Origin of the sequence: Pseudomonas batumici, from assembly GCF_036585405.1 — a bacterium.
GTDB lineage: Bacteria > Pseudomonadota > Gammaproteobacteria > Pseudomonadales > Pseudomonadaceae > Aquipseudomonas > Aquipseudomonas batumici.
On the sequence record NZ_CP144470.1, the window covers coordinates 1,037,036 to 1,063,154 of the forward strand.

The window sequence follows — 26,119 nt, forward strand, 5'->3', positions numbered from 1 at the left end:
CGGAATAGCGTTGGAGAGCCCTTTGCGGCCAAGAAAAGGCCGCTCGGGTTAGCGGTGATCGGTGCGAGCTTTTCTACATTCAGAAAACCTCCAACACCTCGACCTCGAGCCTTATCATCGCAAGCACTGGGCAAACTTTCGCGCTACAAATAAACGCGCTAGAGTGTAGAAAAACTACTGTTAACGCCAATGACCCAGCCCCGCCGCAAACTGCCACCACTGAATGCGTTGCGCGCCTTCGAAGCTTCCGGCCGCCGACTGAGCTTTCGCGCGGCCGCCGACGAGTTGGGCGTCACGCAAGGCGCTGTCGCGCAGCAGGTGCGTGCGCTGGAAGAGCATCTGGGTATTGCGCTGTTTCAGCGTCTCTCGCGTGGACTGGCCCTGACCTCGCAGGGAGCGGCCTACCTCGTGGACGTGACCCGCGCTTTCGACACCCTCGCCGAATCGACCGGGCAGCTTCTGGCCCGGCCCGACAGGGTGACGATCAGTGTTACGCCCACCGTTGCCGCCAAGCTCTTGATCCCGCGCCTGGCCGAATTGCATGCAGCCCTGCCCGATGTGGAGTTACGCACGGTGGCCACCGAGGCGTTGTCAGACTTCGACCACGATCAGGTGGACATTGCCGTGCGGATGACCCGTACGCCCTTCCCGGCTGACCTGGAGGCACGGCTGCTATTCCGCCAGGAACTGGTGGCCGTGGCGAGCCCGCATCTGCTCAGCGGCATGACGCTCCCCCTGGGCATCGAGCAGTTGCGTACGCTGGCGCTTGTGCATGATGCCCATGACCACTGGCCAAGGTTCCTGTCATCCGGCGGCAAGCTCTCGGGAGCGGTGTTCAACCAAACGACACTGGCGCTGGACGCCGCCCTGGCCGGCCAGGGTGTCGCGCTGGCATGCCGGGCTTTCGTGGCGGCCGACCTGGAGGCAGGCCGGCTGGTGCAGGTGACGGATACGACCGCCATTATCGAGCCCGACTATTTCCTCGTCCGCAAGCGATCATCGTCGCAGAGAAAGGCCGTGAATGCGGTATGGGATTGGTGCGCGAAAAGATTGGGGCCTGCCTGACGGGATGCCGCCGAGGTCGAGGACCGAGACGGCAAGCCCCCGAGTACTCAAGGTCAGTTGCAGCTACCGACACGCTTGCCCTGCAAATGGATATCGACAACATAGGCACCTGTTTGCGCGCCCTGCCCCTGCGACGTACCTTTCAAATCATAGGCGGTCTGGGTGGCCGTTCCGGAGATATTGGCAATGGCAGTACCTTGTGGATTCGTGCACGCCAAGGCGACATTGACCTTTGTGCCGACGTTGTTCCAACTGGTGATCTTGCAGCCGGTCTGATCGCTTTTGAGTCTTCGCTCCAGGGTTGCCCGGATATCTTTTGCATCACTCGCACTCAGGCATTGTGCAGCGCCTGGAGCACTCGGGATAGCTCTTCCGTTCAACGCATAGTGCGCCTCGTCCTGCCACATACCGGGCTCCACGGACTGGGCAACGGCTGAAGTGGCGACACATAGCAAGCAGATGGAGAGTAAGCGCCTCATGGGATTCCTTATCTGAAGACCGATTACGGGGAAGCCGCGAGTGTAAGGCAAGCGAACGGGCATTACACCTTGCTCCTCGCCGAAAGCCTTTACGGCGTTTTCGAGCTTTCCTTATCGATACACATGACACAACGCAAAACGCCGCTCAAAGAGCGGCGTTCTTGTGCACGGAACGAGAAACGAGACTCACACCTGGTGTGGAGGCCTCAGGCATTTCAGTTCCAGGGACGGTCTCCATTCTCGTCCTTGATGCGGGTCGGCAGACCCATGACATCCAGTGCCTTGAGGAACGGCTCAGCCGGCAACTCCTCGACGTTGGCCATGCGCTGCACGTCCCACTCGCCACGCGCGACCAGCAGGGCGGCCGCCACCGGTGGCACGCCCGCAGTATAGGAAATACCCTGGCTGTCGGTTTCGGCGTAGGCTTCCTCGTGGTCCGCCACGTTGTAGATGAACACTTCGCGTGGCTGGCCATCCTTGGTGCCCTTGACCAGATCGCCAATGCAGGTCTTGCCGGTATAGCCGGGCGCCAGCGAGCTTGGATCAGGGAGCACGGCCTTGACCACTTTCAGCGGCACCACTTCCAGGCCTTCGGCGGTCTTGACCGGTTGCTCGGAGAGCAGGCCGAGGTTCCTGAGCACCGTGAACACATTGATGTAGTGCTCGCCAAAGCTCATCCAGAAACGCACATTGGGCACGTCGAGGTTCTTCGACAGCGAGTGCACTTCATCGTGGCCGGTCAGGTACAGGTTCTGCGCCCCGACCACTGGCAGGTCGTCGGTGCGTTTGACTTCGAACATCGTGTTGCTGGTCCACTGGCTGTTCTGCCAGCTCCACACCTGTCCGGTGAATTCGCGGAAATTGATTTCCGGGTCGAAATTGGTGGCGAAATACTTGCCATGGGAACCCGCATTGACATCAAGAATGTCGATCGAATCAATGCGGTCGAAATACTGTTGCTGCGCCAACGCTGCATAGGCGTTGACCACACCCGGGTCGAAGCCCACACCGAGGATGGCGGTGATGTTCTTCTGTTGGCATTCCTCGAGGTGCTTCCACTCGTAGTTGCCATACCAGGGCGGCGTCTCGCAGATTTTGCCTGGCTCCTCATGAATGGCAGTGTCCAGATAGGCCGCGCCGGTATCGATGCAGGCACGCAGCACCGACATGTTGAGGAAGGCGGAACCGACGTTGATGACGATCTGCGATTCGGTTTCGAGGATCAGCGCCTTGGTCGCTTCGACATCCAGGGCGTTCAGCGAAAAGGCCTGGATATCGGCGGGCACTTTGAGGCTGCCCTTGGCCTTGATGCTGTCGATGATGGCCTGGCATTTGGAGATGTTGCGCGACGCGATAGCAATACGACCGAGTTCATCGTTGTGCTGCGCGCACTTGTGGGCCACCACCTTGGCGACACCTCCTGCACCAATGATAAGTACGTTCTTCTTCAATTTTTCTATTTCTCCTTCTCTGCCAGCTTACGAAAGGCTGGACATGTAATCGTTGTAACCAAACTCACGAACCACCTCGACACTACCGTCGAGTTGTTTCACCACGATGGACGGCATTTTCAGACCGTTGAACCAGTTCTTCTTGACCATGGTATAGCCCGCCGCGTCGATGAACGACAGCCGATCGCCGATGGCCAGCGGTCGATCAAACTGATACTCGCCGAAAATGTCTCCGGCCAGGCAGGATTTGCCGCACACCATGTAGGTGTGTTCGCCCTCGCTGGGCGCCAGCTTGGCATTCAGACGATAGATCAACAGATCGAGCATGTGCGCCTCGATGGAGCTGTCCACGACTGCCAGGTGCTTGCCGTTGTAGAGGGTGTCGAGCACGGTGACTTCCAGCGACGCGCTCTGAGTGATGGCCGCTTCGCCCGGCTCCAGGTAGACCTGCACGCCGTATTTTTGCGAGAAGGCCTTGAGGCGAGCGCAGAATGCGTCCAGCGCGTAGCCTTCACCGGTGAAATGGATGCCGCCGCCGAGGCTGACCCACTCGACCTTGTGCAGCAGGTGGCCAAAGCGCTCTTCGATGGCGCCCAGCATCTGGTCGAACAGGCCGAAGTCGCTGTTCTCGCAGTTGTTGTGGAACATGAAGCCAGAGATCTGCTCGATGACCTGCTCGATCTTGACCGGGTCCCACTCGCCCAGGCGGCTGAACGGGCGCGCCGGGTCGGCCAGCAGGTAATCCGAGCTGCTCACTTGCGGATTGACCCGCAGGCCGCGCACCTTGCCGGCTGATGCCTCGGTGTAGCGCTGCAACTGGCTGATGGAGTTGAAGATGATCTTGTCGCAGTTGTCGAGCATCTCCTCGATCTCGTCGTCGGCCCAGGCCACGCTGTAGGCGTGGGTCTCGCCAGCGAACTTCTGTCGACCGAGCTTGAGCTCGTAGAGCGACGACGACGTGGTGCCGTCCATGTATTGCTGCATCAGGTCGAACACCGACCAGGTGGCGAAGCACTTGAGTGCCAGCAGGGCCTTGGCCCCGGACTGCTCGCGCACGTAGGCGATCTTCTGCATGTTCGCCAGCAGCTTTTGTTTGTCGATGAGGTAGTACGGTGTCTTGATCATTTCGAGGCCTCCGGCAAGGCCAGTCAAAAAAGGATGCGCATTGTGCCTTCACTGACTCCATATCGAAAGAGCAGAAAGCACGGTTCGCTGAGTCAGCCTAGCTGGACCTGGGGAAACCGGACACGTCTCAATTGAGCTCACAAGCCCCTGGAGCCGTTGTGATCGCGCTTCTTGCCCCCCTCCTCTTACTCAACCTGGGCGACCTCAATTCCTCGATCGAGAGTTAAGCAGTGTTGCCAATATTTCTGATGGCTGCGCACCACTTATTACCGTCTCGCCTAGCTGGATGGCGGGTGTCAGCCGTCCACACCACGCGATGGTTTCGCGCTCGGCCTTCACAAGGTCCTTAACGCCGTCGTCACTACGCAGAAAGTTCAGGGCCATTTGTCGCTCGGCGTCCTGCTCCAATAATGCGAGAAGCGACGCTGGATCGCTTAGGTCCTTCCCCTCGCAAAAATGCGCCTGGTAAATACCTTCAAACAGGGTTTGGGTGCATTTACCCCTATCCTTCTGCCACCGCATGAGCCGAAGCGCAGGTTCCGTATCCGGCATCGTGGTGATCAGACCGAAGTCCAACGAGATGCCGAATTCCGTAGCGGCAAGGGATAGGGCCTCTTCATAGGTTTTGGCTTGGCTGCCAAAGCGATTCTCTCGGTAGGTGCGATAGTCCACGCCAATCTGCGCTTTCAGATGCGCTGACCGACAAGCCTGGTAGTCGAGAGGGAGGGTTACCCCGGTTTTAGCCATGGCTTGGCGCAGGCGCTTTTCACCCAGCCAGCACCATGGATTGAGGAAATCAAAGGCGAAGGCGATGAAATGGTTTTTCATGTCGGTCAACCGAAATGTCCAGTGACCAGACTTTAGGTGAATTGACCCGATCCAGGTAGACATCCGCAACGCAATACTGCATTGCGTGTGCTCTGTTATCGCTATCAGTAGCTAAGGATTTCTTCGAGAAAAGAGATGAAAACCTTCACCCGGCTCGATCCTCGATGGTTTGGCAAATACAGCGCGTTGATGATGCCATTGGCGTCGCCCGGGTTGGCCTCGTAGTTGGCGAGCACGCGGGTCAGATGCCCTTGGCGCACGTCTTCGGCCACTAGCCAATCCGCCAGCAACGCGGTGCCTCTGCCATTCAAAGCCGCCTCACGCAGGATATCGGCATTGTTGCTTTCAAACCGTCCCTGAACATTGATGCGAATACAGTCTTCTGAGCCGCGAAAAGCCCAGCCGTGATGCATGTCGCCATAATCGAAGCACAAACATTCGTGATTCAAAAGTTCTTGGGGCTGCAAGGGAATGCCGGCTCTCGCGAAATAGTCGGGGCTTCCTACCACCCATCGTTCGAACCGGCCAATCGGTTTACTGATAATGTCGTCGCTGGCTAGCGAGGAACCCAATCGAACGGACAGATCGATTCGCTCCTTCAATAGATCGGCCATTTGATCGCTCAGCGACAGGCTCACGTCGAGCTCTGGGTACTGGGAAAGCAAGCGTCCCAGGTGTGGCGCCACAACCCGCCGACCAAACTCGACCGGTACGCTTACCCTCAAGCGACCGCGAGCTTCGGTGCTGCGGTCGGCAACTGCCGTATCTGCCTCGGCGAGGGCATCAAGGATAGACAGAGCCTTTTCGAAGTACGCTTGTCCCGCGACGGTGGGATTCGTGTTGCGCGTCGTACGATTAAGCAGTGACGCTCCCAACTGTGCTTCGAGGCTCGCGACTTGGCGGGTGACCGATGAGGTTGAGACACCGAGTTTACGCGCCGCAGCAGAATAACCACCGCAGCGCACGGTTTCGACGAACATAGTCAGCGCAAGCAGTTTGTCCATGGCCCAAATTCCGATGTTGTGAGCGACTGGCTCCAGTCGCTCAACCGATAGACTTAGTTGGACGCATTCTGAACAAGTCTTGCACCTTTGCCTTGAATGGTTGTGCTGAAAAAAATCACGCGTTCGCGCTGATGCGCAGGCGGCTAAAAAACAGCACGGCAGCAACGGCGGGTATCAAAGCGGCCAGACAGACGAACACATTCCATCCCAATCGTTCGTAAAGCGGACTCGCCAGAAGTGAGCCCAAGGCTCCGCCAAGGAAAATACTGGTCATGTATACCGCATTCAAACGAGCGCGACTGTGCGGATCGAGAGCATAGACCTCACGCTGTCCCAACACCATGTTCAGTTGAACGGCAAAGTCCAGCAGCACTGCGCTAACGACCAACCACAGGTAACCTGAGGCCGGCAGCGCAGCGATCAAAAGCGAAGCTGGCGCAAGAATCAGAGCGATGACGGTACCCCGTTTTGCATGACCGGCATCCGCCAGGCGTCCTGCAATCGGAGCCGCTATCGCACCGACAGCCCCCACCAAGGCAAACAGTGCTACCTGTGTTTGACTGAAATGGTGATGACGGATGAGTTCGACAGGCGCAATCGTCCAGAAAATGCTGAAACTGGCAAAGAGCAACCCTTGATACAAAGAGCGTTCACGAAGCACGCCGTAGCGGCGCGCCAGGGTAAAAATCGAACGGATCAACGCCCCGTAGCTGGCACGGTGAGCGGGCATTCGTCGAGGTAGAGCGACACCCATCAAGACGGCAATCATCGCCATCAGGGCAGATGCACCAAAAAACACACCGTGCCAGCCGAATGACTCGGTGAGCGTACTGGCGATCGGGCGTGAAAGAAGAATCCCCAACAGCAAGCCACTCATGATATTGCCCACCACTTGGCCGCGGGACGCTTCTGGCGCCATGTGCGCTGCCAGCGGCACCAGGATTTGCACTGCCACCGACGTGAGGCCGATCAACAACGAACAGATCAGAAAGGTTGAAGGCGTTTGGCTCAGCGCGGCACCGGCCAAACACAAGGAAGCCGCCAGCGAGAAGCCAACCACCAGCCGACGATTTTCCATCAGGTCAGCCAGCGGTACCAGAAAGAACAGACCCAATGCATATCCGAGCTGAGTCAATGCAACGATGAGGCTCGCATGCTCGCTTGATAGGCCAACCTGGGGTGCGACCAGTTCAACGATTGGCTGGGCGTAATACAGATTTGCGACGACGGCGCCACAACAGAAGGCGAGCAAAATCACCATCGCTGCGGACAGGGTTGGCGACGTAACGGAAGCCGCCTTCAGATCGGATGTTGTGGAGCTGCCAAGGGACATGGCCACACCTCATTAGGGGTTGAATGGAGCCGGTAGCGTAGGTACCTGCTCCCCACTTAGGAATCAGGCTGCGGAGCAACACTGCAATGCGCGAGGCGCAATGCCCGGCGGACTTGCAGTTGGCGCAACACACTTTTGCGTGGCGAGGCGATACCCCGCATCCGCATGCCTGCCTACCCTTCACATCTCGGCACTGGCAAAGGATGACCAAACATGAACAAGAAAGGTCTCTGGTTAGGCGTGCTTACCCTCACCGTCTGTGGCGCCGCTTTAGCCGGTGCTCTGATGTGGCGGCCGTCCCTCGCCCCCGTCAAGCAACATGCGTTGCAGAATGCCGAGCAAGTCATGCGCGGAGCGCGGGTTGTCGAGGCCGGCGATTGCGCGGTCTGCCATACGCGCCCGGGAGGCGGGTATTTGGCCGGTGGACTCGCACTGGTGACGCCCTTTGGCACGCTCTACAGCACCAACATCACACCCGACGATCGCACCGGCATTGGTGAATGGTCTCTGGAAGCGTTCGAGCGGGCCATGCGTCACGGGATATCCCGCGACGGGCATTTTCTTTATCCAGCGTTTCCCTACGCACATTATCGCCGCATGAGCGATGGCGATCTGCAAGACGCTTACGCCTATTTGATGAGCGGGCCGCCAGTAGATTCACCTGCCAGGCCAAACCAGATGAACTTCCCCATGAACATTCGGCCGCTGGTTTCGTTCTGGAACCTGCTGTTCCTTCACGGCGAACAGCCACAATCGGAGTCCCGGCAAACGGCCCAATGGAATCGTGGGCGGTATCTGATGGAAGGCGCTGGACACTGCGCGAGCTGCCATTCACCACTCAACCTTCTGGGCGCTGAAAAGTCTGGGCAATCGCTGGCCGGGGGCATGGTCGATGGTTGGGAGGCGCCTTCCCTGCTTGGCTTGGCCCATGCGCATAAACCCTGGGACAGCCAGCAACTGGTTGGCTATCTGCGCGGTGAGGTGGCTGCCGACCACGGAGCAGCGGCAGGTCCAATGAGACCGGTCAGCCTGAGCCTGGCGAAAGTGCCGGTCAGTGATGTACAAGCCATTGCCGAATACCTGCTGAGCCTGGATGCGCACCCTTCAGCTGAACCACGATCGGCGTCTCCTGACATCAGAGCTGTCGATCCGACTGCGCAAAATGAAGGGGCAGCACTCTTCCAAACTTCCTGCGCCGGTTGCCATGGACCAGGCGCCCCCATGCGATTGATCGACGGGCGCCCTGATCTCGCAGACACATCCGCCATGCGCTCCGCCACTTCACGCAACTTCATCAAAACGGTGCAGGAGGGTATCGCCATGACCCCTGGCGCTTCAGGCCCTGGCATGCCGGCGTTTGCTGCCACCCTGAACGAGGCCCAACTCACCGTGCTGGCTACGTACCTGCGTGCTCGTGCCGAGCCGGACCATCCCTGGGCCGACCTTTCAGACACTATCGCAACCCTACGCGAGGACGCGAAATGACCCACATGACCCTGAATGTCAATGGATCGTCCCACCTCCTGGACATCGACGCCGATACCCCTCTGCTTTATGCCCTGCGCAACCAGCTTGAGCTCAATGGCGCAAAGTATGGGTGTGGGCTTGGCCAGTGCGGCGCCTGCACGGTGATCGTCGACGACAAGCCGATATTTTCCTGTGTCACACCTTGCTCAAGCGTACAGGGCAAACACGTTCGTACCGTAGAGAGCCTGGGCTCAGCCGATCACCCCAGTGTGCTGCAAAAGGCGTTTATCGAGAAGCAGGCCGCACAATGCGGCTATTGCATAGCCGGAATGTTGATGCGAGCCCAGGCACTGCTGGAGGGCAATCCAAACCCTGACGAGCAGACCATCACCGCCTACATGGCACCGAACCTCTGCCGTTGCGGCACACACCTGCGAATCATTGGCGCCATCCGCGCCGTCGCCGCGTCTGGAGCACACCATGAAGACCAACGCTAACGTCGATCTTGGGCGGCGCGCCTTCCTGCGCAACGGTTCCTTGCTGGTGGCGTTCTCGCTGCTACCGGTTGCAGGCAATGTACTGGCTGACACCGAGGTGGATACGCTCGGCACCCTGATTCTGGCTCCAGACCTGGCCGGTAGCTTGCGCACTAACCCCTACCTGGATGCCTGGATCCGCGTCGATGCGCAGGGAATAACCGTTTACACCGGTAAGGTCGAACTGGGTACCGGGGTAAAAACCGCGTTGTTGCAGATCGCAGCCGAGCGTTTGGAAGTAGCGCCCAATGCAATCAACCTGCTGACTGCCGACACCGCGTTGACCCCCAATGAAGGCTATACCGCAGGTAGTCACACCGTCTTCGACAGCGGAACAGCGTTATTCAACGCCGCGGCCCAAGTACGCCAATTGCTGGTGGAGTCCGCGTCCAGGCGTTGGAACGTCGAGCCTGATCGGTTGGTGACGCGTGATGCGATGATTCAAGGGCCCAACGGGCAGCGTATGAGCTACTTCGAAGCAGTGAGCACGGTGGATCTTCATCGCTATGCGCAGACGAAGTCTCCGGCAAAAGCCGCAGAAAAATTCAGCCTGATCGGGCATTCGCTGCCACGCCTGGACATCCCGGCCAAGGTCAGCGGCGGCGCCGCATTCGTACAAGACCTGCGTTTTCCAGGCATGCTGCACGCACGCGTCATCCGGCCACCCAGGCCAGGTTGCCAACTGCAGTCGTTCGATGCCAGCGCCTTGCAAAACCTTCCTGGTGTGGTGCAGGTCGTTCGTGACGGCAACTACCTGGCGGTCGTTGCAAAGGACGAATGGCAAGCAGTGAAGGCAATGCGCGCAGGGTATGAGCAGGCGAAATGGAGCGAAGGCGTTGCGCTGCCCGACGCACGCACTATCCATGCATTGCTCCCTCAATTGACATCGCGCCGTTACCCCATCAGCCACAAGGGCAGTCCGGCTGCAGTACCTGGACCGAGTTACCGGGCACGGGTGACCAAACACTATCTCATGCACGGCTCTATCGGTCCGTCCTGCGCGGTGGCCTGGTTCAAGGACGATAGGCTTACCGTCTGGACGCATACTCAAGGCGTCTATCCGCTACGCGACGGGATAGCGGAAATGCTGGGGTTAGCGCCGGATCGGGTTCGATGCATCCATGTCGAGGGGTCGGGCTGTTACGGCCATAACGGGGCGGATGATGCGGCGGCGGACGCTGCACTGATTGCCCTGCGAGTGCCCGGTTATCCCGTGCGGGTTCAATGGATGCGAGAGCAGGAAAACCTCTGGGAGCCCTACAGCTCCGCAATGATCACCGAGGTGCAGGCGAGCCTGGATCAAAGCGGTCGACTTCAGGATTGGGCATACGAACTGTGGACGACCCCGCACAACGAACGCATCGTCAATGCCGGTCGCCTGTTACCTGCGCGCTTGCTATCCAAACCGTTCGCCTCAGCCCCATCGGTTCCTATCGCGCAGCCGGAAGGCGACGGTGACCGTAACGCCGTACCGCTGTACAGCGTGGCATCGAGCCGTGTCGACATGAATTTTATTACCCAGATGCCATTTCGCACGTCGGCAATGCGCTCCTTGGGTGCGCACATCAATGTCTTCGCAATTGAAGCCTGTATTGATGAGTTGGCATCGCGTGCCGGCGTGGACTCAGTCGCTTTTCGCCTCGCACATCTGGATGATCCTCGTGCTCGAGCGGTGATAGAGCGAGTGCGGGACAACTTCGGTTGGCCAGCCAAGCCCACTGCCCCGGGCGTGGGGGTCGGCTTTGCCTTCGCTCGCTACAAAAACATCATGGGGTATTGCGCCATCGCGGTGCAGGTACAGGTTCATCCTCAAACGGGCGACATCGTGGTTGATCGGGTGATCACGGCCGTGGATGTCGGACAGATCGTCAGCCCCGACGGCCTGCGAAACCAGATAGAGGGTGGGATCGTGCAATCCACCAGTTGGACGTTGTTCGAAGCCATCGATTTTGATGCTGGCGGCGTGCGTAGTTATGACTGGAGCGGTTATCCGATCCTGCGTTTTCCGCAATTGCCGCGCAATGTAGAAGTGCATTTGATCGATCAGCCAGGACAGCCATTTCTGGGTGCCGCAGAGATCGTACAAGGCCCCATGGCTGCAGCCCTCGGAAATGCGGTGACTCACGCCACTGGCCGACGGCCTTTGCAACTGCCCCTGACTCGATCAGTTTAAGTGCAACCTTTGCTGACCGAGCTTGCACGCTGGTTATACCGACTAGCCCGGCCATCCGTAACAGAGGCTGCCATGCGACACCTGGATTTGCTCGTGCTGGAACAGGCTCTTGATTGGGCCGCACATGACCGCAGCATATTTGAGGGCGATTGCCTGACACCTGCCCAAACTGAGATAAGCAACCCAAGGTAATGTCCAACTCAGTTGAACCACCACCTCTCGACGTACCGGCACACCCACTCTGACGCTGCTAGGCTTACATTTCCCCTGAGGAGATATCGCCATGCCAGCTGACTCTCAACTGCCTGATATTCTCGAAAAGCTCCACGAAAACCAGCTCGCGCTGGCCGACGCCATCGAGTCGATAGGGATGTGGATAGACCAGAGAGGGTCCACCGGCGTTTCCAGTCATGTTCTTGGCGCTATCGCCACGCTTGACTTGAACGCCGAGTCCGTCAGAAAGGGAATCGAATCACTGAAGAAACCGTAAGATGAAAGCGATCAACGCCAATGACAGGTTCTGATTGGGAAGCGACGGGCGCACCTCGTAAAGGTATGAACACTGTAGTCCGAGCTCGACATTGGCCCATCCACCTCACGAAAGGGTTCCAACGGTGCTGATCAGTATTGAAGAAGTGAAGACCAACGCTGGCTGGCTTGTCGTGATGAACGCTTGGCGCGTCAGATTTCGTAGCTACGCGGAGGCCGAAGCCTTTGTGAAAAGGCTGAAGGATCGCATCAATGCACCGCATCCCTTGCCTATCAGCCTCAACAGACCGATAGCGAAGCCATCTTGAGGAATGATCTCAGCCCCTCAACAAATACGTCATCATTTTGTAACCCATAGACAGCAATATTCACTCTATGCAACGTGTGCTCTTTTTCCTGCTGCCCTTCAAGGCAGCTTTTTTTTGCCTGATCGTTTTGGCAGTCGCTATGCCAAGTCTACCAACTGAGTGTCGGCAGGAAGTCAGTCACAGTCATGGGCGCCTGTCGCTTTACGGCCGGGTTTTCAAGGTGACGAACATGTTGATACGGTCGTGAATTTCCTGGAGAGCATGACGAAAAGGCTCATGCCTCTCACTGGTTGTCGGATCTTCAAAACTCCACACTATGATCTCGCCAGAGGCTGGCATTCGAGATAGCTCTTCGGACGATTTATCACACAGCGTGATGACGTAGTCGAACTGCTGCCCCTCAAGCTCATCGATTGCTTTACTGCGCAGCCCCGTGGCGTCCACACCGATATGATCGAGAGACGCCAAGGTGCGTGCGTCGATCTCACTGGCCGCAAGGCCAGCGCTGAAGGCTTCGAAGTGCAACGAATCAGTGTGCCGAAGAAGGGCTTCTGCCAGGGGTGAACGAACGTCGTTTTTTGCGCAGACGAATAGCACCCGAACTTTGTCAGCCATGCCCTTCTCCCCAATCTCAGCCTGTTTGACTAGTAATCGTAGACGACTGCTAGCCGCTCCGTTCAAGCCCGGCTTTCAAGCAAGTTGAACAGCTCCGCGAATTGCCGACTGAGCTTGTGCTGTGGTTCCAGATAGATCAGTGGCCTGCTGGCTTGATGCGACTCACGCATCTTCACCGAACTCATCAGGTACGCAGGCAGCACTGGCATCTTCTCGGCAATCAACTCGTCGAGCAGTTGTTGCGGCAGTGCGTTGCGAGCTTGGTACTGGTTAACGACGATGCCTTCAACCTCCAGCCTCTCGTTATGATCACTTTGGATCTCCTCGATCTCTCGAAGCACACCGTAAATCGCCTGACGGGAAAAGCTGTCGCAATCGAAAGGGATCAAACAACGGTCAGCGGCAATCAGCGCCGAAACGCTGTAAAAATTCAGACCCGGCGGAGTGTCCATGTAGATCCGCTCATAATCTTCATCAAGCCTGTCGAGAAGCTTGCTTAGCTTCTGAATTTTGTAGCGCGTCTCTAGCTTGGACTGCAGATCACTCAGCTCCGACGAGGCAGCGATTAAGTGCAGATTGGTGAAGGGCGTTTCGTGGATATGAGCTTGAGCCTTCTTCGAGGCCGGGCCGGGGAACAGCGTCTGCTTGAAGAAATCAGCGATCCCCTGGGGAACATCCTCTCCACTGAGACCGGTCAAATAGTGGGTGGCATTTGCCTGGGCATCCAGATCTATCAGCAGGGTGCGGTAGCCCTCAAAAGCGCTGATGGCGGCGAGGTTACAAGCGATGCTGGATTTGCCGACGCCACCTTTTTGATTGAACACAACGCGTCTCATGAAATGTCCCAAAATTTATCGTATGTGGACATGTCTCTTCCCTTAAGTTTTACAGGCCAGCATGATCAGGTCTTTGAATCCTCTCGCCAGCTTATCGTATCTCGAGCAATTGATTGCCTTGGCAATCTGTAGCGGTGTCTTCGGCTGCACGCAATTGCAGGCAGGAGACGCCTGGTGCTTAAGCGCTGGTTCGTGAACAATCGTTGCCAACGCTGGAGGCCTCCTTTAACCGGGCACTCCAGCCGCTCTGTAGAAGAAAGGTAAGCGATGTATTACCAGGCGGGAGGTAACAGAAGAGGCCCTGATGAGCATGCTCGAAATTGAGCAGGCGCTGGTAACGGGTAGTGCAGCAACCGTTAGTGATTAGTTTTATGCATCAGACCATGAAGAACGCCGAACCTTAAACCCGGTTCGGAAGGAATCATCTGCGTGATACCCAATGCCTTGAACGCCGCCAGCATGACCACCAAGCCGCCAGGCAAGATGCTCAGACGGTGACGTTGCAGGCCCGCCAGTTTGAGTTGTTTGACATGCCTCACTTCGAGCAGGCGCAACGACAGGCGCAACAGACCGCCGTAGGTGATGCCGCTTTGGCCAAAATCATTCAACCCATTGGCGTTGAGCACTTTGGCCAGCATCCGCGCCGTTCCAGAAGAGCCAATAGCCTGCTGCCAGCCCAGCGCGCGGTAGCGACACACGACTTTTTCAAACTGCAGGGTGGCGACACGCTCAGCCTCAAGCAGCGCCTGAGCCGTAATACACCCGCCATGAAAGTAAAGCGCGCCAAAGGTGCCACTGCCAATGGCAATGCTTTCGGTCAACAGGGGCTGAGTGCCCTGCCCCAGAATTAATTCGGTTGAACCGCCGCCGATGTCCACGACCAACCGCATATTTTCTACACTGGGAATCGTATGAGCAACGCCGGCATACACCAGTTGCGCCTCTTCATGCCCGGAGATGACGTCTATCCGAAACCCCAGGTGCCGCTCCGCGCTGGCCAAAAATAATTGAGCGTTATCGGCTTCGCGCACTGCACTGGTTGCCACCGCCCGCACACGCCCCGCCTCAAAGCCGCGTAACTTTTTGCCAAATCGTGCGAGCGCTTGCCATCCCCGATCCAGCGCCAACTCGTCCAGTGCTCCGTCCTGAAAGCCCTCCGCCAAACGCACAGGCTCACGCAGGGTCTTCACCTCCTGGATCACGAGCTGCTGGTTTCGTCTGACCGACTGGCCAATCATCATGCGAAACGCGTTGGAGCCCAGGTCAACGGCCGCGAACAGGGAGGCGTCTCCTTTCATACGGGTATTCCTCGCAAATTCATCAGTCAGCAGGCGCAGGGCCGCCGAGCACTCAAGACGGTTTGCGAGGATCTTGCCATCGATTCGATGACGCCAAGATGACACCCCTATCCTTTTTGAAGGAACAGACTCAGCGCCAGCCGAAACAACCCAATCTGGCATTGTTCAGAACCACCACGGCAGCGCTTCCTGCCTGAGCACCCGTATTGGATGCTGGTCACTTCGATAGCGAAAACCAGACATTAATCGCCCCTCCCGCGACGAGATCAACCCAATTAAATCGCCAATAATGCTCACATAATCATAGATAAATCGTTTCACCAACAAGCAACAGCAGTAAAGCATTATCTCTCGTAACTACCCCGCAACAAATTTCAACTAATATTTATGCCGCCACCCACGACGCGAGTTTCCCGCCATGCCTTCAACCCAGGACACCTTGATACAGCGCATCCACCGCGAGCTGCTCGATCACAGTGACGAAGAGCTGGAACTGGAATTATCGGAAGACGGACATGACCTGAACGCGCTGTTCGATGAACACGCTCAGGATGGAAGTGAGAAGGAAGCCCGACGACGCTATTTCAGCGAACTGTTCCGCCTGCAAGGAGAACTGGTGAAGCTACAAAGCTGGGTGGTCAAGACCGGCCACAAAGTAGTGATCCTGTTCGAAGGACGCGATGCAGCCGGCAAAGGTGGAGTCATCAAGCGCATTACCCAGCGACTCAATCCTCGGGTATGCCGCGTCGCCGCCCTACCTGCACCCAACGACCGAGAACGCACCCAATGGTACTTCCAGCGCTACGTGTCACACCTGCCGGCAGCGGGTGAAATCGTGCTATTCGACCGTAGTTGGTACAACCGCGCCGGGGTCGAACAGGTCATGGGCTTTTGCAACGCCGATCAATACGAAGAGTTTTTCCGTACCGTGCCAGAGTTTGAGCGGATGCTCGTACGCTCCGGCATTCAGCTCATCAAATACTGGTTCTCCATTTCCGACCAGGAACAGCATCTGCGCTTTCTCAGTCGCATTCATGATCCGCTCAAACAGTGGAAACTCAGCCCCATGGATTTGGAGTCGCGCCGACGCTGGGAAGCCTATACCAAGGCCAAGGAAATCATGCTTGAGCGCACCCACATCAGCGAGGCGCCCTGGTGGGTGGTGCAAGCCGACGACAAGAAGAAAGCCCGACTCAACTGCATCCATCACCTTCTCGGACAAATGCGCTATGAGGAAGTGGAGCTACCGGTGATCGAACTGCCGCAACGCGTGCGACAGGAAGATTACAGCCGCAGCCCAACACCACCGGAACTCATCGTGCCTCAGGTCTATTAAGACAGGCCGAACAGGGGACGCTCCGTGCCAGGCGCCCTACCTTCACATACTCTATGAACGGATTTCATATGACGCCCCAAACCCTGACCGCAGACTCATCGGCCTCCCCCACCCAAGATTCAAGACCCGAACTCAACCGCAAGCCGAGCATGATTACCCTGGTGGTTTTTTTTGCAGTGCTGGGTACCGGCCTACTGTTTACCGCCTACAGCCTGATGCACGACATGAACGAACTCGGCACCGTGGTGACCACCTGGACGCCGTTCCTGCTGCTCGGTGTGGCGCTGTTAATCGCCTTGGGTTTTGAATTCGTCAACGGTTTCCACGACACCGCCAACGCCGTGGCTACGGTGATTTACACCAACTCCATGACACCAAACCTGGCGGTGGCCTGGTCGGGGTTATTCAATTTCCTCGGGGTGCTGCTGTCCAGCGGTGCAGTCGCGTTCGGCATCATCGCCCTGCTGCCGGTTGAACTGATTCTGCAGGTCGGCTCCTCCGCTGGTTTCGCCATGATCTTCGCCCTGCTGATCGCTGCGATCCTGTGGAACCTCGGCACCTGGTGGCTGGGCTTGCCGGCGTCTTCATCCCACACCCTGATCGGCTCGATCATCGGTGTCGGTGTGGCCAATGCGCTGATGCACGGGCGTGACGGTACCAGCGGCGTGGATTGGGCTCAGGCAACCAAAATTGGTTACGCGCTGCTGCTCTCTCCCCTGGTCGGCTTCGGCTGTGCCGCCCTACTGCTTTTGGCATTGCGAGCCTTCGTCAAGAACCGCGCCCTTTACAAGGCTCCGAAAGGCAACACTCCGCCGCCATGGTGGATTCGTGGCCTGTTGATTCTGACCTGCACTGGCGTGTCGTTCGCCCATGGCTCCAACGACGGCCAGAAAGGCATGGGCCTGATTATGTTGATTCTGGTGGGCACCCTGCCGATGGCCTATGCACTGAACCGCGCTATGCCTGCCGATCAGGCGCTGCAATTCGGGGCCGTGGCTGAAGTCACCCAGCAAGCCCTGGTGAAAAGCTCACCACTACCCGCCCCGGCTGAGCCTCGACTGATCCTTTCCGACTACGTGCGCAGCAAGGAAGCGACGCCACAACTGGTGCCGGCTCTCGCCGCCTTGACCGGCAGCATCGGTGCTCAGGTCAAGGGTTACGGCTCGCTGGCCAAGGTACCGGTCGAGGTCGTGGGCAACGTGCGTAATGATATGTACTTGGCCAGTGAAACCATTCGCCTGATGGACAAGAACAAAGTCGGTAACTTCGACGCCGACACCAGTGGCAAGCTGCAACTGTTCAAGCAGCAGATCGACAACTCCACGCGGTTCATTCCTCTGTGGGTGAAAATAGCGGTGGCTATAGCCCTCGGGCTGGGCACCATGGTCGGCTGGAAGCGTATCGTGGTGACGGTGGGCGAGAAGATCGGCAAGACCCACTTGACTTACGCCCAGGGCGCCTCGGCAGAAACCGTGGCCATGCTGACCATCGGCGCCGCCGACATGTTCGGCCTGCCGGTGTCCACCACTCATGTTTTGTCGTCGGGGGTGGCCGGAACCATGGTCGCCAATGGCGCAGGTTTGCAGATGCGCACTATCCGCAACCTGCTGATGGCCTGGGTACTGACTCTTCCAGCGGCGATCCTACTGTCTGGAAGCCTCTACTGGCTGTTCACCAAACTATTCTGACCCCCTCAATCAAAAACAGCCGCTGAACCCACCAGTTGGTGGGAACCGGCCAGTGAGGACAGGCACAGCACGGCATGGGTCTTATCGGCGCCCCGGGGATAATCGATCAGATAGTCCGGGCACCCGTCGCCCCTTGCCTATCAGCCTCAACAGACCGGTAGCAAAGCCATCTTGAGGAATGATCTCAGCCCCCCAACAAATACATCATTATTTTGTAACCCATCGACAGCAATACTCACCTTACACATCGAACGTGTGCTCTTTTTCCTGCTGCCATCCAAGGCAGCTTTTTTTTGCCTGATCGTTTTATGTGCTTTTTCGGTTCGATTGCCCCCCTTCAAAATCAACACCTTACCCACTAAACAACACATCCAGGGCTCCTTGTACTGCCTGCAAGGGAGGTTGCCGACTACAACGCGGCTCACACGTAGCCTACAATCAGATTTCAGTTTTATGTCAGCAGGTGACCGGCTCCTTTCGCTCCAAGCCCTGATCAATTTCAAGATCACCTGACCCAAATGGAATCGTGACGTTACCGCCCCCAAGGATGTAGCTATGCATTCAACGCTAGACGTAGTTCGCGCTCAAATGCAGGCGGCTGAGCCGGTATTGAAGCAGCTCGACGTGGAACTGGAGGCCATCAGCTTTGATCCCTCTGTCCCTTCGAGCGTCGACACAGCCACCGAGAGGGTCACTGCAATCATTGATACGCTTCTGGTGGGATTTAAGACCAATCCGATACTCGGTCCGCTGGCCGACCAACTGAAATCTCAATATCTCGACGCGATTCAACACCAGGTTGCTTCAGCTCAGGGAGGGTGAAATGACAGTCCCCAGCGTTGTTGTAGGGCCTGCTTGGCTTTAGAGAAACGCCACTAATCTGATATCGCCCACCTGACTTATTTTTGTCACACAAGCCCCGTAGCTTTCCCTCGCCAACACGCTGGAGGGGGGGGCTTATGAACGCAGAATGCCGGAAAAAAATTCGCCGTTTAACTGCGAACACAGGCTCACGGAAGAGAATGATCGGTGCATCACGGAGGAATCAAATGCCGGTGGTGCAAACGGCTGAGTACAGAGGTGCGCTATTGCAGCGATATCCAGTAGGGCTGATAGACGATGCTGAGCTCGAAGCATTGCTGAAAAGCTGGCCCTGTCGTGCCAGCGCGTAGCGAAACCTAGCGTAAACCTATTGCCAGTCTTAAGGCGACCGCGCGCGATGGGGGCTGATCACCCTAGTTGAAACGCTCAAGGATAGCGGCCAGCCATCGTCGACTGGGACGATCAGGCGATAGATGATCAGGGCAGAGGCTGCAGGTTGGTTTTGACGGTAGTGACCACACGGTTACGACCTTGGTGTTTCGCGTCATACAGGCGTTGATCGGCTACACGCAGAATCTCCTCAATAGAGTCCCCGTCGCGTCCAGATTGCGATACGCCGATGCTCACTGTGACCCCGGTTATCCGCTGCTGGCTGAAATTGAAAGAAGTAGTGGCAACGGCGCTTCGCAGACGCTCGGCGATTACGCGCGCGCCTTCGAGTGAAGTCTGGGGCAGCAGTATCATGAACTCTTCCCCGCCCACTCGAGCTACGCCGTCATACGGCCGGATCGAATCGAGACATTCCTGCACGAACCTCTTCAGGATGTCATCGCCAACCTGATGCCCGTAGCGATCATTGATGGACTTGAAATTGTCCAGGTCGAGCGCCAACACGGAGAACGGAGCGCCGCCGCGCCTGACCCGGTCAATTTCGGCATCGACCCGCGCCATGAAACGACGCCGATTATCAGCGCCTGTCAGTGGATCGGTCGCCGCAAGGTGGTCGAGCTCCTGATTGGTTCGCTGGAGTTCCTTCAGGGCACTTTCCGCGTATGCCATCGACTCGGCAAGACGCACCATCAGTTCCCCTTGACTGTAAATCTTCGAGAACGACCGAGTGCTGAGGAACGCTTGCGCTACCCCATAGCTCAACAAGAAGAATCCAGCGGCGAAGATCGCATGGGCGAGCCACCACATATGGTTCCAAGGGCGCGCCAGGATGAATGCAAGGGATGACAACGCGAACGCGGTGACCGAGATGGCAAAAATGACCATCAGTGGTGAACGGAAACGGCGCAACAGGACCACTGCCACATTCAATGTGGAAAGAACGAGGGCACCACCTTCCAGCGAGAGGCGTACCGCAGGATGGCCGGCGACCTGCGAGTTCGCAACGAATGCCACTGCCAGGTCAACCAGCAGGAACAGCCCGATCCAGGTCAACCACAGGCGGGGCTTCGTGCGTTGGTCCGCGGCATCAGGTGGTTGATGGTACGACAGCATGCCGACTAACAGCAGAATCGCCATGACCAGTCGAGAGGCCGGTCCGTAAAGCAGGAAAAGCCAGATATGGGAGTGGGCAAGCCCGGTGAACGCGCCATGCAAGGCATAGATCATCACAAAACCGAGAAACCCCAATGTCATCCACCGCAGCAGCGGATCTCCCGATGACTGATAGCAGCACCAGGTGACGTAAGTAACAAACAAACCCTCCAGGGTGGCGGCCGTGATCGCGATGATATGGAACGTGTGGTCCTCGAATAAAAGGGTCGGGTCCTGAAAGAAATACAAGTAGCCAACCAGATAGGCCGGAACAAACGCAAACCCTGCCAGCAGCAAGCAGGTATAAAATTTAATTATGAGATGGATAGCCTCAGGCGGCTCGCCGGTAGCGACAGAATTATCCATAACCCCCTCACGCAAATCCATTTTTCCCGCTCCGATCCGGTGCCCACTCCAAAATCACCGACATGCCAACGCTCCCCACATCATCATGCAAACATCTGGCGAGTTGATACTTTGCCATTGTAGACCACCCACCACTTTCCGCTGCTGAAGTCGAAAAAACGCATATGAAAAATTAACCAACAACGAATGTCTCGTTTTCCCACGCCCCCGAAAGCCTCTTGCAGTCAGGGGCCGACCAGCGCTGGATCTTCACCGTCGGTTTATGACGCTCAGGGGCCTGTAGCTCCACAGATAGACGCGAGAAGCGGACGCGCACCACCCACCTTGCTATTCTGTTGCCGGGGTTGCTACAGGCGACTTCATGGATGATGTGGCTACGCGAACGTGATGACTCCCGTCACTCAAGCCTGCCAAGCAGTCACTCTTGGACACGAGGTCATGAACGGTGAAAGTTGTCATTGTGTTGTTGTTGAGCCTGCTACCGGTTCTGGTTCAGGCGACGGAGGTCGGCGAGCGCCTGGCCCCTTGGACCCTGCTTGATCAATATGACCAACCCTATAGCCTGGACACGCACACCCAGATCCTGCTGGTCGCCCGTACGATGGACGGCGCGAAGCTGGTCAAGGCGGCCTTGCAGGACAAACCCAAAGGTTTCCTGGAGGTGCGGCATGGCGTGTTCGTGGCCGACATCCAGCGCATGCCCGTACTGGTCAGCAAACTCTTCGCCATTCCCGCCATGCGTGACTACAACTACCGCGTCCTGCTCGACCGCGACAGCCGCGTAGTACCGCGTTACCCAGGCGCCGAGGAGAAAGTACTGTGGCTGCAACTGGACAATGGCCGCTTGGTCGCACAGCGCGAATTCGCCAGTGCCACTGACTTGCGCGCCGCGCTGGACAAGGTGGCGGCTCCATAACGGCTTTCACGCCTGAAGGCCATTCGGTTCAACAGGTTGGCTTGAGCCCGGCCTGGAAAAACCGGGTACAGTTCAATTCTCCGAGACGTTGCCACTCATCGATTGGCCTTTAGGGAAGTCACGATGCAAATCAATAACGCAGGCCTTGTTCTCCTACACAGTTTTTTCAATCCATTGTTCTCGCGTCTTGACCTGCTGACCGAAGCAGGTGCGTTCGTTAGCAATAACGCACAACACCGAGCCGTGCATGTCCTGCAATTTCTTGTCACGGGACAAACCGAAACGCTCGATCAACACCTGACGCTTAATAAACTGCTCTGCGGTCTACCTCCAGACCAGCCCCTTGAGTCAACGCCTGACCTCACCGATGCCGAGCACGAGATCTGCCTTTCGCTGTTGAGTAAGGTCATAGAGTATTGGCCAGCGACCGGCAAGATGAGCATCGACGGTTTCAGGGGCAACTGGCTGGTGAGGGACGGGTTGTTGGCGAATGCCAATGATCGATGGGAAATGACAGTAAAGCCGCGCCCTTACGACATCCTATTGGCGCACTCTCCCTTCAGTTTCTCGGTTATCAGGCAAACCTGGATGGACAAGCCTCTGTTCGTCACCTGGAAACCATAACGGCTGTGGTCAGTTCGAATGTCCACGGCGGCATAGTCTTCGATCTACGCTTTCCGATCATCAGCCGTCCCCCTGCTCCCTTAACAACCTCCCTACACTTTCTCTATTGAGCCACGCTTGACCGGCGACCTAAACTCACCGGCCCTCACACGAGAAACCCTCATGACCTCACCTGCCTCCCCCGCAGCCAAGTCGGACCACCGCTGGCTCGCCTTGATCGTCCTGTGCCTCGGGGAGTTGATGATCGTGCTCGATACCACCATCGTTAACGTCGCGCTGCCGTCGATCCAGACCGACCTGCACTTCACGCAAACTTCCCTCGCCTGGGTGGTGAACGCCTATATGCTGACCTTCGGCGGCTTCCTGCTGCTGGGCGGTCGCCTGGGCGATCTCTACGGGCATCGACGCCTGTTCCTGCTGGGTATCGGCTTCTTCACCCTCGCCTCGCTGGCCTGCGGCCTGGCCCATAACCAGGAGATGCTGATCTGGGCCCGGGCCCTTCAAGGCCTCGCCGCCGCCGTGGTGAGCGCCGTGGCCCTGTCGCTGATCATGGACCTGTTCAGCGAACCGGCCGACCGGGCCAAGGCCATGGGTGTCTACGGCTTCGTCTGTGCCGGCGGCGGCAGCCTGGGCGCCCTGCTCGGTGGCGTGCTCACCAGCACCTTGAGCTGGCACTGGATCTTCCTGGTCAACCTGCCGATCGGCGCGGCGGTGATCGCGCTGTCCCTGCGCCTGCTCTCGAAAACCCTCAACCAGCATCTGTCCCGCGACCTGGACGTGGCCGGTGCGGTCACTGTGACCGCCTCGCTGATGCTGGCGGTCTACGCCATCGTCAATGGCAACGAGATGGGCTGGGGCTCGCTGCACACCGTCATGCTATTGCTGATTGCCGTCGGCCTGTTACTGCTCTTCCTGATGATCGAGACCCGGGTGAAAACCCCGCTGATGCCCTTGCGCCTGTTCCGCCTGCGCAACCTGGCCATCGCCAATATCGTCGGCGTGCTCTGGGCGGCCGCGATGTTCGCCTGGTTCTTCCTGTCGGCGCTGTACATGCAGTTGGTGCTGGGCTACACGCCCTGGGAGGTGGGGCTCGCGTTCCTGCCCGCCAACCTGATCATGGCGGTGTTTTCACTGGGGATCTCGGCCAAGCTGGTGATGCGCTTCGGCATTCGCCTGCCGCTGGCCGCCGGCCTGGCCCTGGCGACCCTCGGGCTGTTGCTGTTCGCCCAGGCGCCGGTCGACGGCCACTTCCTGCGCGACGTTCTCCCGGGCATGCTGTTGCTGGGCCTGGGCGCGGGCATTGCCTTCAATCCACTGCTGCTGGCGGCGATGAACGATGTCACGCCGTCCGAGTCGGGGCTGGCCTCGGGCATGGTCAATACCGCCTTCATGATGGGCGGTGCACTGGGGCTGGCGGCGCTGGCGAGTCTGGCGGCGGCGCGCACCGAACTGCACCTGGTGGCGGGCGCACCGGCACTGTCGGCGCTCAACGACGGGTATCAGGTTGCCTTCCTGGTGGGGGCGGTGTTTTCCGCATTGGGCGCCGGCCTGGCCGCGGTGATGATGCGCGACAAGACCGGTGAAAGCCTGGGGGGTGTCGAGGCCTAGGGCTTAACTCGCGACCGGCTGTTTGAGCCGACCTATATCGGCCATGAACCTTTCCGCCGGCAAGGGGTGCCCCAGCAAGTAGCCTTGCAAGGAGTCGCACCCCAGGCGGGTGAGAAAGGTCTGCTGCATGTCGGTCTCCACCCCTTCGGCGACGATCCGCAGCCCCAGCGCCTGCCCCAGTGCGACAATCGCCGAGACGATCGCGGCATCGTCGGTGTCATGCTCCAGGTCGCGGACAAAACCGCGGTCGATCTTCAGCTCGTTGGCCGGAAGACGCTTGAGGTACATCAGGCTCGAATAACCGGTGCCGAAATCGTCGATGGACAGGTCCACCCCCATGTCCGAGAGTTTCTGCAACACCGCCATGCTCGCATCGGCGTCACTCATGGCCGTGGTTTCGGTGATTTCCAGGGTTAGGCTGTTGGCTGGCAAGTGGTGCCGGGCCAGGGCGCCGGCCACGCTGTCGACCAGGCCTGCATGGCAAAACTGCAGGGCCGAGAGATTCACCGCGATACGCCAGTGCTGGTAGCCCTGCTCATACCACAGGCGCATTTGCCGGCACGCCTCGTCCAGCACCCAGTCGCCGATGGTGATGATCAGGCCGGTCTTTTCCGCCAGGGCAATGAACTTGTCCGGCAGCAACAGCCCTTCCTCGGGGTGCTCCCAGCGCAGCAGTGCCTCGGCACCGACCGGCGTGCCCTTGAGGGCGTCGAACTTGGGTTGATAATAAAGACGGAACTGCCGCTGCTCCAAGGCCTGGCGCAGGTCCTGCAACAACTGCAACTGCTTGCGCGCGTTACTGTTCATCGAGGCATCGAAGAAGCTGTGGCCGTTCTTGCCGGAGCCCTTGGCGTGATACATCGCCGCGTCGGCGTTCATCAACAGCTCCTCGGCGGTCTGGCCGTTACCCGGGTACAGCACGATACCGAGGCTGGCGGAGATCTGCAGGTCATGTTCGGCCAGCCGGAACGGCCGGGAGATCAGGCCGACCTGACGCGACGCCACTTGCAGCGCATCGTCCGGCTCGGCCAGTTGCACCAGCAACACGAACTCATCACCGCCGATACGTGCCAGGGTGTCCTGGCTGCGCAAGCCGTCACGCAGGCGCAGGGCGACCTCACGCAACAACTGATCGCCCATGTGGTGGCCGAACGCGTCGTTGACCGGCTTGAAACCGTCCAGATCGATGAACATCAGCGCGAAGCAACCACCTTCGGCCATGACCTTGTGCATCGCCTGGTCGATCCGGTCCGCCAGCAGGACCCGGTTCGGCAAGCCGGTCAGGGTGTCATGCAGTGCCAGATGGGTGAGCTCCCGGTTCGCCTGGCTCAGCGAGTCGGCCAGCATGGCGGTCCGCGCCTCGAGCCGCGCATCGAGCATTGAGATCAACAGCGCGATGGACAGCACCGCCAGGCTGGTCACCAGCACCAGGCTGTCCAGCCCCTTGCCGGAGAGACCGCTGCCCGCCGCCCCGCAAAAGCTGCCCTGGGCAAAGTTGGCCGCGGCCATGCCGGTGTAGTGCATGCCGACAATCGCCAGGCCCATGATCACCGCCGCCCCACTACGGGCCAGGCGCACATAGGGGGTATTACGTCTTAGCCGAAAGGCGATCCACAAGGCCGCCGCCGAAGCGACCACGGCAATCGCCAGCGAGGCGCCGAACAGGGTGGGGTCGTAGTCGATGCCGGGCTGCATCTTCAGTGCCGCCATCCCGCAGTAATGCATGGCGCTGATGCCGGCGCCCATGACCAGGGCGCCGAATGCCAACTGCAGCGCCGGCAGGCGGGGCTGGCTGACCAGCCAGAGGGCAAAGCCGCTGGAAAGAATCGCGATCAGCAGCGACAGCAGCGTGAGTGGCCCGTCGTAGCCCAGCTCGATGGGCAGCCTGAACGCCAGCATCCCGATAAAGTGCATGGACCATATGCCCACGCCCATGGCCAGGGCACCACCGGCCATCCACAAATGAACCGCCCAACCGCGGGCCGTGGCAATGCGCCCGGTCAGGTCTAATGCGGTATAAGAGGCGAGGATCGCCACACAAAGAGAAATAAAGACCAGCGCGAGGGAGTAGCTACCAATAAGCATGACAAATCTCTAAGACATCGAACCGGACGCCCCCCAGGCTCGATGAAAAAAACCACGGATTGTACCTGCTTCCTCATGAAGCGCACGGTGAAATATTGGCCACTTGCCATTATTCAGCATGGCTT

The 26,119-nt window shown here is 58.3% G+C and carries 23 protein-coding genes; 12 read left to right on the top strand and 11 right to left on the bottom strand.

The window, feature by feature from the left end; translation table 11 throughout:
- Nucleotides 1–189 precede the first annotated feature (189 nt).
- Complete coding sequence (locus NUH87_RS04265) at nucleotides 190–1,065, top strand: LysR substrate-binding domain-containing protein (protein WP_338524901.1); 876 nt, start codon at nucleotides 190–192, stop codon at nucleotides 1,063–1,065.
- Between the two features lie 53 nt (nucleotides 1,066–1,118).
- Here the strand turns inward: NUH87_RS04265 and NUH87_RS04270 are convergent, their stop codons facing one another.
- From NUH87_RS04270 to NUH87_RS04295, 6 genes are all read right to left on the bottom strand, one after another.
- Nucleotides 1,119–1,472, bottom strand: coding sequence for a DUF3617 domain-containing protein (locus NUH87_RS04270; protein WP_338524902.1), 354 nt, complete (start codon nucleotides 1,470–1,472; stop codon nucleotides 1,119–1,121).
- A gap of 287 nt (nucleotides 1,473–1,759) precedes the next feature.
- The gene (locus NUH87_RS04275) at nucleotides 1,760–2,995 is read right to left on the bottom strand and encodes a saccharopine dehydrogenase family protein (protein ID WP_338524903.1); all 1,236 of its coding nucleotides are present in this window, start codon (nucleotides 2,993–2,995) and stop codon (nucleotides 1,760–1,762) included.
- A 27-nt stretch (nucleotides 2,996–3,022) separates the two neighbouring features.
- On the bottom strand, nucleotides 3,023–4,120 hold the full coding sequence (gene nspC / locus NUH87_RS04280; RefSeq protein WP_338524904.1) for a carboxynorspermidine decarboxylase: 1,098 nt from the start codon (nucleotides 4,118–4,120) through the stop codon (nucleotides 3,023–3,025).
- Nucleotides 4,121–4,324: 204 nt separating this feature from the next.
- Nucleotides 4,325–4,948, bottom strand: coding sequence for a DsbA family protein (locus tag NUH87_RS04285; RefSeq protein ID WP_338526723.1), 624 nt, complete (start codon nucleotides 4,946–4,948; stop codon nucleotides 4,325–4,327).
- A gap of 104 nt (nucleotides 4,949–5,052) precedes the next feature.
- Nucleotides 5,053–5,952, bottom strand: coding sequence for a LysR family transcriptional regulator (locus tag NUH87_RS04290; protein ID WP_338524905.1), 900 nt, complete (start codon nucleotides 5,950–5,952; stop codon nucleotides 5,053–5,055).
- 115 nt (nucleotides 5,953–6,067) lie between these two features.
- Entirely contained in the window at nucleotides 6,068–7,285 is a 1,218-nt protein-coding gene (locus NUH87_RS04295; RefSeq protein ID WP_338524906.1) for an MFS transporter, read from the bottom strand.
- 213 nt (nucleotides 7,286–7,498) lie between these two features.
- Between NUH87_RS04295 and NUH87_RS04300 the strand changes: the two genes are divergently transcribed.
- The 5 genes from NUH87_RS04300 to NUH87_RS04320 all read left to right on the top strand — a co-directional run bounded on the left by NUH87_RS04300 (nucleotide 7,499) and on the right by NUH87_RS04320 (nucleotide 12,258).
- A complete protein-coding gene (locus tag NUH87_RS04300) occupies nucleotides 7,499–8,770 on the top strand; it encodes a c-type cytochrome (protein WP_338524907.1) in 1,272 nt (423 codons plus the stop codon).
- Complete coding sequence (locus tag NUH87_RS04305) at nucleotides 8,767–9,249, top strand: (2Fe-2S)-binding protein (RefSeq protein ID WP_338524908.1); 483 nt, start codon at nucleotides 8,767–8,769, stop codon at nucleotides 9,247–9,249. The genes NUH87_RS04300 and NUH87_RS04305 overlap by 4 nt, the downstream gene beginning before the upstream one ends.
- On the top strand, nucleotides 9,233–11,461 hold the full coding sequence (locus tag NUH87_RS04310) for a xanthine dehydrogenase family protein molybdopterin-binding subunit (RefSeq protein WP_338524909.1): 2,229 nt from the start codon (nucleotides 9,233–9,235) through the stop codon (nucleotides 11,459–11,461). The genes NUH87_RS04305 and NUH87_RS04310 overlap by 17 nt, the downstream gene beginning before the upstream one ends.
- A gap of 283 nt (nucleotides 11,462–11,744) precedes the next feature.
- On the top strand, nucleotides 11,745–11,951 hold the full coding sequence (locus NUH87_RS04315) for a hypothetical protein (protein ID WP_338524261.1): 207 nt from the start codon (nucleotides 11,745–11,747) through the stop codon (nucleotides 11,949–11,951).
- Nucleotides 11,952–12,075: 124 nt separating this feature from the next.
- A complete protein-coding gene (locus NUH87_RS04320; protein ID WP_338524910.1) occupies nucleotides 12,076–12,258 on the top strand; it encodes a hypothetical protein in 183 nt (60 codons plus the stop codon).
- Between the two features lie 201 nt (nucleotides 12,259–12,459).
- Here the strand turns inward: NUH87_RS04320 and NUH87_RS04325 are convergent, their stop codons facing one another.
- From NUH87_RS04325 to NUH87_RS04335, 3 genes are all read right to left on the bottom strand, one after another.
- Nucleotides 12,460–12,873, bottom strand: coding sequence for an arsenate reductase ArsC (locus NUH87_RS04325; RefSeq protein WP_338524911.1), 414 nt, complete (start codon nucleotides 12,871–12,873; stop codon nucleotides 12,460–12,462).
- A gap of 62 nt (nucleotides 12,874–12,935) precedes the next feature.
- The gene (locus tag NUH87_RS04330) at nucleotides 12,936–13,709 is read right to left on the bottom strand and encodes a ParA family protein (protein WP_338524912.1); all 774 of its coding nucleotides are present in this window, start codon (nucleotides 13,707–13,709) and stop codon (nucleotides 12,936–12,938) included.
- A 356-nt stretch (nucleotides 13,710–14,065) separates the two neighbouring features.
- The gene (locus NUH87_RS04335) at nucleotides 14,066–15,007 is read right to left on the bottom strand and encodes a Ppx/GppA family phosphatase (RefSeq protein WP_338526724.1); all 942 of its coding nucleotides are present in this window, start codon (nucleotides 15,005–15,007) and stop codon (nucleotides 14,066–14,068) included.
- Between the two features lie 418 nt (nucleotides 15,008–15,425).
- Between NUH87_RS04335 and ppk2 the strand changes: the two genes are divergently transcribed.
- From ppk2 to NUH87_RS04350, 3 genes are all read left to right on the top strand, one after another.
- A complete protein-coding gene (gene ppk2 / locus NUH87_RS04340; RefSeq protein WP_338524913.1) occupies nucleotides 15,426–16,343 on the top strand; it encodes a polyphosphate kinase 2 in 918 nt (305 codons plus the stop codon).
- Nucleotides 16,344–16,411: 68 nt separating this feature from the next.
- A complete protein-coding gene (locus NUH87_RS04345; protein ID WP_338524914.1) occupies nucleotides 16,412–18,031 on the top strand; it encodes an inorganic phosphate transporter in 1,620 nt (539 codons plus the stop codon).
- A gap of 555 nt (nucleotides 18,032–18,586) precedes the next feature.
- On the top strand, nucleotides 18,587–18,853 hold the full coding sequence (locus NUH87_RS04350) for a hypothetical protein (protein ID WP_338524915.1): 267 nt from the start codon (nucleotides 18,587–18,589) through the stop codon (nucleotides 18,851–18,853).
- Between the two features lie 477 nt (nucleotides 18,854–19,330).
- Here the strand turns inward: NUH87_RS04350 and NUH87_RS04355 are convergent, their stop codons facing one another.
- Entirely contained in the window at nucleotides 19,331–20,761 is a 1,431-nt protein-coding gene (locus NUH87_RS04355) for a GGDEF domain-containing protein (RefSeq protein WP_338526726.1), read from the bottom strand.
- A gap of 445 nt (nucleotides 20,762–21,206) precedes the next feature.
- On the opposite strand from NUH87_RS04355, the gene NUH87_RS04360 reads away from it, so the two are divergent.
- From NUH87_RS04360 to NUH87_RS04370, 3 genes are all read left to right on the top strand, one after another.
- Nucleotides 21,207–21,677: an FAD/FMN-containing dehydrogenase gene (locus NUH87_RS04360; RefSeq protein ID WP_338524916.1), complete on the top strand. Its 471-nt coding sequence runs from the start codon at nucleotides 21,207–21,209 to the stop codon at nucleotides 21,675–21,677.
- A 123-nt stretch (nucleotides 21,678–21,800) separates the two neighbouring features.
- Nucleotides 21,801–22,301, top strand: coding sequence for a contractile injection system tape measure protein (locus NUH87_RS04365; protein WP_338524917.1), 501 nt, complete (start codon nucleotides 21,801–21,803; stop codon nucleotides 22,299–22,301).
- A 162-nt stretch (nucleotides 22,302–22,463) separates the two neighbouring features.
- Nucleotides 22,464–23,909 (top strand): DHA2 family efflux MFS transporter permease subunit, encoded by a 1,446-nt coding sequence (locus tag NUH87_RS04370; RefSeq protein ID WP_338524918.1) that lies wholly within the window; start codon nucleotides 22,464–22,466, stop codon nucleotides 23,907–23,909.
- A 3-nt stretch (nucleotides 23,910–23,912) separates the two neighbouring features.
- On the opposite strand, the gene NUH87_RS04375 is transcribed toward NUH87_RS04370, so the two are convergent.
- Complete coding sequence (locus tag NUH87_RS04375) at nucleotides 23,913–25,994, bottom strand: putative bifunctional diguanylate cyclase/phosphodiesterase (protein ID WP_338524919.1); 2,082 nt, start codon at nucleotides 25,992–25,994, stop codon at nucleotides 23,913–23,915.
- Nucleotides 25,995–26,119: the final 125 nt, after the last annotated feature.